Genomic DNA, 12056 nt, shown 5'->3' on the forward strand with positions numbered 1-12056 from the left:
TTTATGCTGCCCGTTCTCGGCGCCGCCGTCCTGCTGACGATCGGCCTGGCCCTAGTCGTGCCCGGCAGCAGCCACCACGGCGCCGCCCACCCTCCGGCCGCCGCGGCCACGCCGTCCGGCCCCGCGACCGTCGCCGGCCCGCCGCCGGCCACCCCCTCCCCGGAGACCCGCATCCCTTCGCCGACGGCGGCGGCACCGGCCTCCCCCGGCTCTCCGTCCGCCGCCCCGGTTCCCTCGGGGGTCGCCGCCGCCGGTGACGGCCCGCAGGGGGACCCGGCGATCCAGGCGGCCCTGAGCGCCCAATACCCGAGCGACCTCCCGCCGGCCGAGGCCGACAAACTGACCGCCCTGGCACGCGACATCTGGCTCGCCGAGACCACCGGCACCGGGCGCGACCGCTGGCCCGCCTACTTCCCGGCGACCGCGGTGGGCGCCAGCCGGCCGTACTTCTACACCGGGGTCCGCGTCCAGGCCGCGGTCGCCCACACCTCCCGCGACACCGCGGACCGGGCAGCCGTCAACCTGCTGTGGGTGGGCACCTCCCCCACGGGCGACTACGGAGACCACCGCCCGGCGACCCTCTTCTTCACCCGCGTCAACGACACCTGGGAACCCCAGCGATGAGCGCGAACTCCGACTCCCTCCCGCAGACCCTGGGGCACGCCGCCGTCGCAGTGTGGTCCTGGGCCGGCTCGGTCGCCGCCTGGTTCTCCGCCAACGGCGAGCTGATCGTGCTGGCCCTGGCACCGCTCGCGATCGCGGCCGCCGTCGTGCGCCACCGCCTGGCCATGAAGACCCTGGCCAGCCGCCAGCGCTACATCCTCACCCCCACCCGCCGGTTCGACCCGAGCCCGGAGGACATCTGGCGCCAGGCCGCCGTCGTCCTGCGCGCGGCCGGCAAGGGCCCCTGGTTCGCGCCCGCGCCCTCCAAGCAGGTCCGCATCCGGCTGCGCGCCGACGGCACCACGCCGCTGGAGTACTCGCTGGAGGCCCACACCGACGCCGCCACCCTGCTGCGCGACAGCCGGTACCGCGAGGTCACGGTGGCCAAGGCCCCGGCCGCCGAAGACCCGTTCGCCGAGCAGGAGCGCAAGGAGCGGGCGGAGAAGAAGGAGCGCAGGAAGAAGGACCGCGCCGCCCGCAAGGACAAGAAGAACAAGGAGAAGGAGAAGAAGGAGGAGCGTCTGCATGCGGTGCGCGCCGAGTTCGTCCTCAAGGGGAAGGCGTCGGCGGCGCTGCGCGAGGTGCCGCTGGAGCCGGACCCGCTCCAGCCCGTCATCGACGCCGTCTCCGACCTGCGTACCGAGCTCGGGGAGCTGGCCGAGGTCGTGATCGACGTACAGCGGATTCCGCGCTGGCAGGTGAAGCTGCGCCAGTGGCACCTGGTCCACGAGGAGCGCGAAGCCGAGCGCAAGCGCGCCCGCAAGGCCGCCGGCCACGCGGCGGCGGACGCCGCCGACATCCAGGACTCCTGGCGCTTCCAGCTGGCCAGCCTCTTCGACTCCTCCTCCCGGCGCCCGCCGTTCATCCCGGCTCCGCGCCCCCAACCGGTCAACGCCTCCAAGGCCCTCGGGCGCCTGGCCTCCTCCCAGGGGCTGGTGCGCATCCAGCTGCTGGTGCGCTGCACGTCGACGATGGAAGGCCGGGCGCGCCAGCTGCTGGGCCAGCTGACCGCGGCGATGGACGTCTTCGGTGAGGACAGCCGGCTCGGCCAGGACGCGGGCCGGTTCCTTTGGATCACCTGGAGCGCGGACAGCCGCCACCGGCGCGAGAGCTTCGACCGGCGCTGGCGCAGCGGCCTGGTGGGGCCGCGCAAGCCGAACTGGCTGCACATCGGCGAGCTCCAGGGGCTGCTGAAGCCGCCGACGAAGCACGCGTTCCTGCCGGTCCTGGCATCCGAGCTGCCGGACTACGTGCCCGGTGAGGCCCTGGTGCCGCAGGGGTGGCTGCGCTACCCGGACGGGCGCCGGCGCCTGATCGCCACGCTGGCCAAGGAGTTCCTCTTCTCGATCAAGGTGGGCAAGGCGAACTACGGCAAGACCGAGTTCGCGCTCGTCCAGGCGCTGGCCCTGGCGCTGGCGGGCGAGGGCGTGCTGTTCGTCGACCCGCACGGCGACACCTGGAAGTCGGTGGCCCCCTACCTGGCGCACCCGGCGTTCTCGTCGCTGGTGTGCCGGATCGACCTGGCGCGGGCGGAGGATGCGGGCGCGGTGATCCCGAGCTGGAACATGATCGGCATGGACCGGGGGCAGGACGCGGCGCGCACCGTGACCGCCGCCGTGGACGCGCTGGCCATCGCGCTGTCCTGGAACGAGGCGACCCACCCGCGGGCCGCGACCATCCTCACCAAGGCGATCGAGGCCCTGGTGGCCTACAACCTCGCCGCCGTCGCCGCCGGGCGCCCGGACGCGCAGGCCACGCTGTTGCAGGTGCGGGCGCTGCTGACCGACAAGGCGGTGCAGTTGCCGATCCTGGACTTCCTGTCCGCGGAGCAGCGGCGCTGGTGGGAGACGACCTTCGCCGCCTACCCGCCGGACGTGCTGGCCCCGGTGACCAACCCCCTGGACCGCCTGGCCGCGAACCCGGTGACCCGGGCGTTCCTCGGGAACCCGCAGGGCGCCTACGACATCCGCAGGGCGATGGACGAGGGCAAGATCGTGTGGCTGTGCCTGGAGGGCACCGGTCCGAGCGACCGCCTCCTGATCTCGATGATCATGCAGGACCTGCTGCGTGACGGCCTGTCACGACGGGACACGGCCGAGGACGACCGCCGGCCCTTCCACGTCTTCGCGGACGAGCTGATCAGCCTCGACCCGGCCGGCGGGCCGACGTTCGCGGCGATGACCGAGCAGCTGAGGAAGTTCAAGGTCAGGCTGCACGTGATGGCCCAGCACCTGAACCGGGTTCAGGTGACCACCCGGGAGGCGCTGCTCCAGAACTCGTCGGTGGTGAGTACCACCGCGGGCGCCATGGCGGCGATCAAGGCCGTGACCGACGAGTGGCACGGCGCGGTGGAGCCCGGCGCGGTCGCCGAGCTGCGCCGGTTCGAGCACTACGTCCAGGTCACCGTCAACGGAGCCCCGGTCGGGCCGCTGCGGATCGAGGGCCCGCAGGTCAAGGACGTGTTCAAGGAGTACTACAGCCCCAAGCTGGTCGGGCGGATGACGGCTTCGGCGAACCGGGCGGTTCAGGCCGAGCCGATGGAGGAGCGGCTGCGCCGCGCGCAGGAGCAGGACGCGGTGGTGCTCGCCTTCCTCCAGGGTGAGAGGGGCGGCGGCCAGGCGGCGCAACCGGGTGTTCCTCCGGTTCCCGGCGGGGGACCGGCCGTGGATCTGGCGAAGCCTCAGGTCGCGCAGCGGCGCGGGCCGGGGCGGCCGCCTGCGCCCAAACCGGTGAATCGGGCGGAGTAGGGGCCGGCCCGGGCCGGTGTCCGATCGGCCCGGGTCCGCACCTGACAGGGCATTAGATGCTTTCACCGCCTTTGTTCCAGTTTGTCGTGTGACTATGCCAGCAGCACGCGCTCCATGACCGAAAACATGCAGACAGCGACTCAAAAGTTTCGTATTGTGACGGGACTGAAGCTCTGGGGCGAATGTGCTCAGGGCGATCCGGCCGTACGTGCACAGGTCACTGACGGATCGTCCGATCATCGCCACCACGAAGCTGAGTAACGGGGGGCGGTTCTGGCGTGTTAGGCACGTGACACAACCATCAGAGCATTCGGGCAGCCGCAGGTGAGGGACCTGGCATGGCTCTCGTAGGCATGCCCAGGGTCGCCCTGCCGACCCATTGATTTGTCATATCTGGGTCAAATTCGAATTCAGGCCGGCTCACGCCGGATCGACGCGAGTTGGGCAGAGAACGTGAGTCAAGGAACAGCGAAGCAAGCCGCCCAGAAGCCGGGCGCGCCCGCACAGCGAACCGCATCGAATCAGCCAGCCTCCCCGGCGGACCGGCTTCCGGCCACGGTCCGTGAGCGCCGACCGGCGATGGCGGTCCTCGCGGCGCTGCTGGTCCTGGCCGGCGGGCTCGGCGCCACCGCGCTGGTCCAGCAGGCCGGTCAGAAGGTCGACGCCGTCAAGATCACGCAGCGGATCGCGCCCGGCCAGAGCATCCCCGACTCCGCGCTCCAGCAGATCCGCGTGGCCAAGGACACCGACGTCCCCTTCGTGCGGTGGGACCAGCGCGCCGCCCTCACCAGCAAGTACTTCGCTGCCGCCGACATCCCGGCCGGCACCCTGCTGACCGGGCCGATGCTGACCACCAAGGTCGGTGTCAGCAGCGACCAGGCCGTCGTCGGCCTGGCGCTGAAGGCCGGTCAGTTCCCGCCTGGCCTGCGGGAAGGCGACAAGATCCGGGTGCTGTGGGTCGGCAAGGACATCACCAAGGCCCCTGTCACCGGCGGCACCCCCGCCGCCGGCCAGGGCTCCAGCGCCTCCAACGGTCTCGTGCTGGCCGACACCGCCGTGGTGCGCCAGGTGTTCAAGGCTGACTCCGGCTCCGCCGGCTCGAACCTGTCGCTGTCCATCACCGTCGCCGCGGACAAGTCCGGCCCGATCGCGCAGGCCGCCTCCGCCGGCGAGGTCGCCCTGGTCCTGCTCTCCGCAGACCAGAAGTAGGAGGGACGGCTCCATGGCACTCGTCGCCGTCGCGTCCGCCAAGGGCGCACCGGGCGTCAGCACCGCCGCTCTCGCCATCGCCGGGGTGTGGCCGCGCCGTTCCCTGTTCGCCGAGTGCGACGCGCAGGGAGGCGACCTGGTCTACCGGCACAAGGCCGCCGACGGCAGGGACCTCGACCCGCGCATGGGCATGCTCTCCCTCGCCGTGGCCGGCCGTAACGGCATCGGCCCGCAGACCGTCTGGGAGCACACCCAGCAGGTCAACGGCGGGCAGGAGGCGCTGCTCGGCCTCGCCTCCCCCGAGCAGGCCGGGGCGTGGCAGGGCCTGTGGCCGATCCTCGGCCGCGGGCTCGTAGCCATCCGCGACGCCGACGTGATCGCCGACCTCGGCCGGATCAGCCCCTCCTCCCCGAGCTTGGACCTGCTGCCGATGGCGTCCCTGGTCGTCCTGGTGACCCGCACCTCCCCCGAGGAGATCGCCGCGACCCGCGACCGCGCCGCGGCCCTCGCCCAGCGTCTGGGGCGCACCGGCGGCGGGCCACCGATCGGCGTCCTACTCATCGACCACAAGCGCAACCACGCCAAGGTCAACGGGGAACTCGCCCAGCTGTTCTTGCAGCAGGGCCTGCCCGTGCAGATCCTCGGCTGCCTGCCCCTCGATGCGTCCGGCGCCGCCCAGCTGGCCGGCCGCAAGACCGGCAAGGTCGAGAAGTCCGAACTGGTCCGCTCCGCCAAGCACATCGTCGCCAACCTGCGAGGCCGCTACGGCCTGGGCGTCGAGCAGACCGTCGTCCCGGCCGCCGAGCCGGCCCGCACCACCGCCCTGGGGGTCCGCTGATGGCTGTCCAGCACGAACTCGTCGCCCTGCTGCACGGGCGCGTCGGCGAGCAGCTGACGCAGGCCCAGCGGGAGGACGCCCGGCAGGGCCGAGCGCCGATGGCGCGCGAGGTGGAGCGCGAGTTCGCCCGCTCGCTGATCAACAACACCCTGCAGGCGTACAACGCGGAGCAGGCCGCCATCGGCATCCCCGCCATGTTGCCGGACGAGGAGCGCGAACTCGCCGACGCCGTGCACGCGCGGATCTACGGCGCCGGGGCACTACAGCCGCTTCTCGAAGACCCGCGCATCGAGAACATCGACATCCAGGGCGACCGCACCTTCGTGACCTACGCCGGCGGCGTGCGTGAGCGGCTCCCGGCCGTGGCCGCGAGCGACGACGACCTGATCGCCCTTGTGCAGGGCCTGGCTGCCACCGCCGGTCTCACCTCCAGGTCCTGGGACCTGGCAAACCCTCAGCTGGACCTGACGTGGGACGGCGTCCGCGTGTCCGCGGTCCTGGGGGTCAGCAAGGTTCCGTCCATCAGCATCCGTCTGGCCCGTCTCGGCAAGGTCTTCCTGGAGGACCTGGTCAAAGGCGGGACGCTCACCGAGGAAGCCGGGTCTTTCCTGCGGGCCGCTGTCCTGGCCCGCAAGAACATCGTGATCGCCGGAGCAACCGACGCCGGGAAGACCACCATGCTGCGGGCCCTGGCCAACACGATCCCGCCCGATGAACGCATCATCACCGTCGAGCGGGCCCTGGAGCTCGGGCTGGACGAGTTCGAAGAGCTCCACCCGAACATCATGGTCATGGAGGAGCGCCTGCCCAACAGCGAGGGCCTGGGCGCCGTGACGATGGCCGACCTCGTCAAGCGGTCCCTGCGGCAGAACCCCGACCGGGTCATCGTCGGCGAGGTCCTCGGCGACGAGATCATCACCATGCTCAACGCCATGAGCCAGGGCAACGACGGCTCCCTGTCCACCCTTCACGCCCGCACCAGCGGCGAGGTCTTCAACCGCATCGCCACCTACGCCCGCCAGGCGCAAGAGAAGCTCGACCGCGAGACAACGAACATGCTCATCGGCGGCGCCCTCGACTTCGTCATCTACCTGACCAAGGTGAAGAACCCCGCCACCGGGCTCAAGGAGCGCCGGCTGGTGAGCATCCGCGAGATCAACGGCGTCGACGGTCAGGTCCTGTCCAGCGAGGTCTTCAAACTCAACGCCTACGGCGAGCTGAAGCCGTCCGCAGTGGTCACCTGTCTCGACGAGCTGGCCGAGCACGGCTACTACCCGAGCGGGGACTACGAGTGAGCACCGACATCCTCAACCCCACCACGCTCCTCGCGATCCTGGCCGGCATCGGCGCCGGAGGCGGCATCGCCCTGTTCGTGGCATCCCTGGTCGGCTGGCCCCGCAAGGAGCGCACCGGCCCCTCCGGCGCCACCCGGCTGATCGCCTTCGCCCGCCAGCGCGGCGCAGCGGCGGCCATAGCCGCCCTGGTCATCCTCGCGATCACCCGCTGGCCGGTGGCCGCCATCGCCGCCGCGGCCCTGGCCCTGTTCTGGAACAAGCTGTTCGGCGGCGCGAAGGAGGAGAAGGCCGCGATGGAGCGCGTGGAGGGCCTCGCCGCCTGGACGGAGAGCCTGCGCGACACCATGTCCGGCGCCGTCGGCCTGGAGCAGGCCATCCAGGCCTCCGCCCGGTCTGCCTCGCCCGCCCTGCGCCCCCACCTGCTGAAGCTGATCGACCGGCTGCGGGCCAAGACCGCCCTTCCGATCGCGCTCGACCTGTTCGCCGAGGACCTGAACGACGGCTCGGCGGACCTCGTGATCATCGCGCTCAAGGACAACGCCCGTCAGCGCGGGCCTGGTCTGCGCGACGTGCTGTCCGAGCTCGCCACCACCGCCCGCGACGAAGCCGACATGCGCCGGCGCATCATGGCGCAGCGTTCCGGTACCCGACGCAGCGTCAAGATCGTCGTCACGGTGTGCGTGGTGTTCCCTCTCGGCATGGCGCTGTTCAACCCGTCCTACGTCGAGGCGTACCGCACGGTGCAGGGCCAGGGCGTGCTGACGGTGGTCCTGGCGTTCTTCGCCGCGGGCCTGGCCTGGCTGCGGAACCTGTCCAGCGTCCCGGCACCCGCCCGGCTGCTGATTCCCACCGGAGGTGCCCGGTGATCTGGCCTCTGCTGGCCGGTGCCGTGTGCGGCCTGGGCCTGTACCTGCTGATCCGCGCACTGCTGCCGAGCCGTCCCGGTGCGGTGGCCACCGTCGCACGCATCGACGCGCTGCGCAGCACGTCCACCCAGCCGGCTGCGGCGCCGACCGTCCTGGGAGGCACCCAGGACCGGGCGCTGGCCAGGATCGGCCCGGGGGTGGCGGCGTTCTACGCCAAGCAGGGCTGGCGGCTCGCCCGCCTGCGCCCGGACCTGGCGCTGGTGGAGAAGCCGCTGGACACCTTCCTGGCCCAAAAGGTCCTGTACTCCGCGGCCGGCCTGCTGCTCGGCCCGCTGCTCGCGGTCGTGCTGTGGATGGCCGGCGTGACGAGCAGCGTGCTCGCCCCGATGTGGCTGACCCTGCTGCTCGTCGCCGGGTGCTTCTTCGCCCCGGACCTGGAGGTGCGCAGCGAGGCGAAGGAGAAACGGCGCGAGTTCACGCGGGTGGTGTCGGTGTACCTGACGCTGGTCCACCTGAGCCTGTCGGGCGGCTCCGGTCTTCCGGAGGCGCTGAAGTCGACGGCGGAGGCGTCCGACGCCTGGCCGATGCGGCGCATCCGGTGGGCGCTGCAGGAGGCCCGGGTGAAGGGTCAGCCGTACTGGTCGGCGCCAGGCCGGCTCGGTGAGGAGATCGGTGTTCCGGAGCTGGTCGACCTGACGTCCACGGTGGCGCTGGTCGCCGAGGACGGAGCGAAGGTCCGCATGTCGCTGCGGACCCGCGCAGAGACCCTGCGCAAGCGGGAGCTTGCCGAGCTGGAGGGCGCGGCCGCGGCGAAGTCACAGTCGATGCTCGTCGCCCAGTTGCTGCTGTGCTTCGGCTTCCTGATCTTCCTGATCTATCCGGCGCTCACCCTCATCAACCTCTGATCTTTCCGAACCGCTGTCCCACTGGATTTCCGAACACGAGGGGAACTGCACATGTCCAGCAACGTCATCAACCCGGCGGGCGGCCTCAGCATCGGCGACCGTGCGCTGATGTTCGCCGTCACCGCGATGTCCGTCGTCGCCGGTGTGCGCGACGCGGCCGTCACGCGGATCGAGCGGGCCCGTCAGCGCAAGGAAGGCGGCTACACCGCCGTCGAGCTGATTCTGATCACCGCCGCGGTAATCGTCGTCGTCGGCATCGCGGTCGTGGCCATCAAGGCCGCGGTGACCACGAAGTCGAAGTCGGTGAGCAACTGCATCACCGGCGCCGACACCACCAACAACGGCGGCTGCAACTGACCTGCCGCTGACCGGGGCTGACTGGACGACGGAGAAGGGGGAATCGAGCGGTGGAACGTCTCAGGGCCCGGGTCGCCGCGCGGCTGCGCGGCGACCGGGGTGCCAGCACGGTGGAGTTCTTGTTCATCACTCCGATCCTGTTCCTGCTGCTCCTGGCCGTCGTCCAGTTCGGCCTGTACTACTTCGCTTCGACGGTCAGTGAGGCGGCCGCCCAGGCGGGTGGGGGGGGGGGCCCCGCCCCCCCCCCCCCCCCCCCCCCCCCGGCGGGGGGGGGGGGGGGGGGGCGCCCCCGCCCACACAAAGACATCAGAACCCCCGGGGCCGCGGGGGGGGCGCGCGCGGCGCCGGCCCGCCCGCCCCCCCGCGGGGGGGGGGGGGGCCCCCCCCCCCCCCCACCACGACGCAGAACCGGATCAGCACGCTCGGGCCGTCGCTGGTCGGCGACCCCTCCATCACGACGTTCCAGAACGGTGAGCAGGTCGGCGTCACCGTGAGGGCACGGGTCGTCAAGGTGGTGCCGTTCCTGGACCTGACGGTCACGGCGAAGTCCGTCGGCCCGATCGAGAGGTTCGTGCCCGATGCCGGCTGACACCGAGCCCCGCCAGCGGCGCGCGCGCCGCGGGGACGCGGGGATCTCCACCGTCGAACTGGTGCTGATCGCGCCTGTGCTGATGCTCCTGGTCCTGCTGCTGGTGGGGCTGGGGCAGATCGTCAACGCCCGTGGCTCGCTGGAGGGGACCGCTCGGGACGCCGCCCGGGCCGGGTCCCTGCAGCGCGACTACCGGTCGGCGCTGGCCGCGGCCACCAGCACGGCGAACCAGGACGCGGCCCGGGTGTGTGCGGGCGGCCAGGTCCAGGTGTCGGCGAGCGGGAACTTCGAGCCGGGCGGGATGTTCACCATCACCCTGTCCTGCCGGGCCAAGGGCGTGGCCGTCTCGAAGCTCCCGGTGGTCGGCGACATCCGGGCCACCTCGACCTCGCCGTTGGACGTCTACCGGAGGGTGGTCCAGTGACCTCGCTCGTCCACCGACTGCACCGCCGGACGCACCGGGGCGGCCGAGACCGCGGCTCCGGCGCCCTGGCGCTGATCCTCGCCGCGATGCTGTTCATGGTCATCGCCGGGTTCGTCATCGACACCGGCCGGGCCATCCACCAGCGCGAGAAGGCCTCCGACGTCGCCGAGCAGGCGGCCCGGTACGCCGCCAACCAGATAAGCGCCGCCGACCTGCGCAACGGCCGGGTGGTCATCGACACGGCCGGCTGCACCGGCCACGTCCAGGATTTCGTGCGCGCCAACGGGTTCTCCGGAGGCGACGTCGGAGCCACCCGTTGCACCGCTGCGGCCGGCAACCAGGTCACCGTCGAGGTCCGCCTCACCTACACCCCCCTGCTGCTGCCCACCTTCAAGGACGGGCTGACGGTGTGGGGGCACGCAACCGCCCAGGCCGTACAGGAACAATGACCACTTGATGGCCAATCAGGGGACGGGAGAACACCGCATGTCCAGCACCAAGAAGACCACCAAGCTCCTCGCCGCCGCAGTGGCGGCCGCTGCCGTACTCGCGGGCGCCACCGCCTGCGGCTCCGACGGCAAGAAGACAAGCGGGGATATCACCGGCGCCCAGACCGCCTCCCCGGGCACAACGTCCAGCCCCTCCCCCACGGCCACGGTCTCCGCCGCGCCGGGGTGGACCGCTCCCGTCTTCGCGTTCCCCAGCGACGTCACCATGCAGCTGGACGGCTTCACCGCCGCCGACCCGGCGAAGAGCACCGCGCTGCGCGACCTCGGGTACGCCATGAGCGCCTACGAGGAGGGCCTGGCCACCAGTGCCACCGACCGCCCGGCCCTGTCCCGCTACTGGGCCGGCCTGGCCAACGGGGCCGTCGCCAAGAGCATCAACGACTACAAGGCCGGCGGGCACCGCATCACCGGCGTCAGCCACTTCCTGCGCCCGAACCTCACGCTGAAGGACGCGTCCTCGGCCACGGCGACGCTATGCGAGGACCAGAGCAAGTCCTTCCCCAAGGACCTGGCCAGCGGCGCAGTGAACACCGGGACCCCGAGCGACGACGACTACGTGAGCTGGAACCTGACCTTGCAGCACGGCGCCGCGGGGGACTGGCAGGTCAACGCCGTGGAGTGGACGCACGGGGTGGTCTCGTGCAAGCCGTGACCCGCGGCCGCGCCGCCTTCACCGCCAGCGTCGTGGCCGCCGCCGTCGTCGCGGGCCTGTCCTGGCCGGCCTACGCCGGGCAGGGCAACGGCAACGGCTCATCCACACCCGGCTCCATCGAGTCCCACGTCGTGATCACCGACAGCGCCGGCGCAGCGGTCGAGGGAGCGCAGCACCTGGTCTCCGCAGGCGTGGCGTGGGATCCCCCGGCGTGCTGGTACGAGCCGGCCTACACTCCCGACCAGTTCGACAGCGCCTACCAGCAGACAATGGCCGGCTTGTCCGGTGCCGGCTCCTACGATGCGCTGGCGGAGTACCAGAAGCTGAAGGCGGACGGCGACTTCCACCGCGGCCAGGACGGCATGTGGTGGTCGATGGTGAAGTCCAAGAAGGCCTGGGGCATCCCCAACAGGTCCAGCTGCGAGCAGCCCCCCGGCGTCGTGTGGGTGCCGACCGGGACCCGGCTGGCGGGGGTGCTCGCGGTGACACCGGAGATGCTGAGCAAGTTGGCGTATGGCGCGACGAAGCTGCCGCCGCCGAGCGTGAAGCTCTCCCCAGCCCCGGACAAGCAGACAGTGAACCTTCCGACGTTCGTGTCGTTCGCGCAGCCGATCCAGCCGGTGTCCGTGACAGCGTCCCTCAACTACGCCGGTGTCAGCGTCGCGGCGTCCACGCTCGCGGTGCCGGTGTCGCTGCGGATCGACGCGGGCACCAGCGACGCCTCCCCCGCCATGTGCACCTACCCGTTCACCAAGTCCGGCAACGGCTATCAGGTGGACTCCTCCGGCGCGGCCTGCAACATCACCTACCAGCGCTCCAGCCGGGGCGGGTCCTACCCGCTCACCGCGCAGGTGACGTGGAAGGTGACGTGGACGCCGTCTGCGGACCCGAACGCCCAGCCCGCGAACCCGCTGCCGGACGGCGTGACCGGCGGTGCTCCGCAGGACGTGATCGTCCGGGAGATCCAGACGATCGTCACCCAGTAGCCGGCCAGGCAGCGGC

The 12056-nt window shown here is 71.5% G+C and carries 13 protein-coding genes; all 13 read left to right on the forward strand.

Annotated elements, in window-relative coordinates; genetic code table 11:
* Positions 1-3 precede the first annotated feature (3 nt).
* The 13 genes from ACGF12_RS22685 to ACGF12_RS22745 all read left to right on the forward strand — a co-directional run bounded on the left by ACGF12_RS22685 (position 4) and on the right by ACGF12_RS22745 (position 12040).
* Entirely contained in the window at positions 4-624 is a 621-nt protein-coding gene (locus ACGF12_RS22685) for a hypothetical protein (protein ID WP_393032894.1), read from the forward strand.
* Complete coding sequence (locus tag ACGF12_RS22690) at positions 621-3410, forward strand: ATP/GTP-binding protein (protein ID WP_393032897.1); 2790 nt, start codon at positions 621-623, stop codon at positions 3408-3410. The genes ACGF12_RS22685 and ACGF12_RS22690 overlap by 4 nt, the downstream gene beginning before the upstream one ends.
* Positions 3411-3989: 579 nt before the next feature.
* Positions 3990-4619, forward strand: a complete 630-nt coding sequence (locus ACGF12_RS22695) for a hypothetical protein (protein WP_393032900.1) — start codon at positions 3990-3992, stop codon at positions 4617-4619.
* 13 nt (positions 4620-4632) lie between these two features.
* Positions 4633-5457, forward strand: coding sequence for a hypothetical protein (locus tag ACGF12_RS22700; protein ID WP_393032903.1), 825 nt, complete (start codon positions 4633-4635; stop codon positions 5455-5457).
* Complete coding sequence (locus tag ACGF12_RS22705) at positions 5454-6752, forward strand: CpaF family protein (RefSeq protein WP_393033017.1); 1299 nt, start codon at positions 5454-5456, stop codon at positions 6750-6752. Before ACGF12_RS22700 ends, ACGF12_RS22705 begins: the two co-directional genes overlap by 4 nt.
* A complete protein-coding gene (locus ACGF12_RS22710) occupies positions 6749-7618 on the forward strand; it encodes a type II secretion system F family protein (RefSeq protein ID WP_393032906.1) in 870 nt (289 codons plus the stop codon). The genes ACGF12_RS22705 and ACGF12_RS22710 overlap by 4 nt, the downstream gene beginning before the upstream one ends.
* The gene (locus tag ACGF12_RS22715; RefSeq protein WP_393032909.1) at positions 7615-8523 is read left to right on the forward strand and encodes a type II secretion system F family protein; all 909 of its coding nucleotides are present in this window, start codon (positions 7615-7617) and stop codon (positions 8521-8523) included. The genes ACGF12_RS22710 and ACGF12_RS22715 overlap by 4 nt, the downstream gene beginning before the upstream one ends.
* A 51-nt stretch (positions 8524-8574) precedes the next feature.
* Positions 8575-8880 carry a hypothetical protein gene (locus ACGF12_RS22720; RefSeq protein ID WP_393032912.1) on the forward strand — a complete coding sequence of 102 codons (306 nt, stop codon included), beginning with the start codon at positions 8575-8577 and terminating at the stop codon, positions 8878-8880.
* 110 nt (positions 8881-8990) lie between these two features.
* The gene (locus ACGF12_RS22725) at positions 8991-9374 is read left to right on the forward strand and encodes a TadE family protein (RefSeq protein ID WP_393033020.1); all 384 of its coding nucleotides are present in this window, start codon (positions 8991-8993) and stop codon (positions 9372-9374) included.
* Between the two features lie 84 nt (positions 9375-9458).
* Positions 9459-9893 carry a TadE/TadG family type IV pilus assembly protein gene (locus tag ACGF12_RS22730; RefSeq protein ID WP_393032915.1) on the forward strand — a complete coding sequence of 145 codons (435 nt, stop codon included), beginning with the start codon at positions 9459-9461 and terminating at the stop codon, positions 9891-9893.
* On the forward strand, positions 9890-10342 hold the full coding sequence (locus ACGF12_RS22735) for a TadE/TadG family type IV pilus assembly protein (RefSeq protein WP_393032918.1): 453 nt from the start codon (positions 9890-9892) through the stop codon (positions 10340-10342). Before ACGF12_RS22730 ends, ACGF12_RS22735 begins: the two co-directional genes overlap by 4 nt.
* A gap of 37 nt (positions 10343-10379) precedes the next feature.
* On the forward strand, positions 10380-11054 hold the full coding sequence (locus tag ACGF12_RS22740; RefSeq protein ID WP_393032921.1) for a hypothetical protein: 675 nt from the start codon (positions 10380-10382) through the stop codon (positions 11052-11054).
* Positions 11042-12040 (forward strand): hypothetical protein, encoded by a 999-nt coding sequence (locus ACGF12_RS22745; RefSeq protein ID WP_393032924.1) that lies wholly within the window; start codon positions 11042-11044, stop codon positions 12038-12040. Before ACGF12_RS22740 ends, ACGF12_RS22745 begins: the two co-directional genes overlap by 13 nt.
* Positions 12041-12056: the final 16 nt, after the last annotated feature.

This window comes from Kitasatospora sp. NPDC048296 (genome assembly GCF_043201815.1).
Classification (GTDB): Bacteria; Actinomycetota; Actinomycetes; order Streptomycetales; family Streptomycetaceae; genus Kitasatospora.

Excerpts from the sequence above, each read along its gene's own strand:
- ACGF12_RS22685 (WP_393032894.1), top strand. The coding sequence starts at position 4 with ATGCTGCCCGTTCTCGGCGCCGCCGTCCTGCTGACGATCGGCCTGGCC.
- ACGF12_RS22690 (WP_393032897.1), top strand. The coding sequence starts at position 621 with ATGAGCGCGAACTCCGACTCCCTCCCGCAGACCCTGGGGCACGCCGCC.
- ACGF12_RS22695 (WP_393032900.1), top strand. The coding sequence starts at position 3,990 with ATGGCGGTCCTCGCGGCGCTGCTGGTCCTGGCCGGCGGGCTCGGCGCC.
- ACGF12_RS22700 (WP_393032903.1), top strand. The coding sequence starts at position 4,633 with ATGGCACTCGTCGCCGTCGCGTCCGCCAAGGGCGCACCGGGCGTCAGC.
- ACGF12_RS22720 (WP_393032912.1), top strand. The coding sequence starts at position 8,575 with ATGTCCAGCAACGTCATCAACCCGGCGGGCGGCCTCAGCATCGGCGAC.
- ACGF12_RS22730 (WP_393032915.1), top strand. The coding sequence starts at position 9,459 with ATGCCGGCTGACACCGAGCCCCGCCAGCGGCGCGCGCGCCGCGGGGAC.
- ACGF12_RS22740 (WP_393032921.1), top strand. The coding sequence starts at position 10,380 with ATGTCCAGCACCAAGAAGACCACCAAGCTCCTCGCCGCCGCAGTGGCG.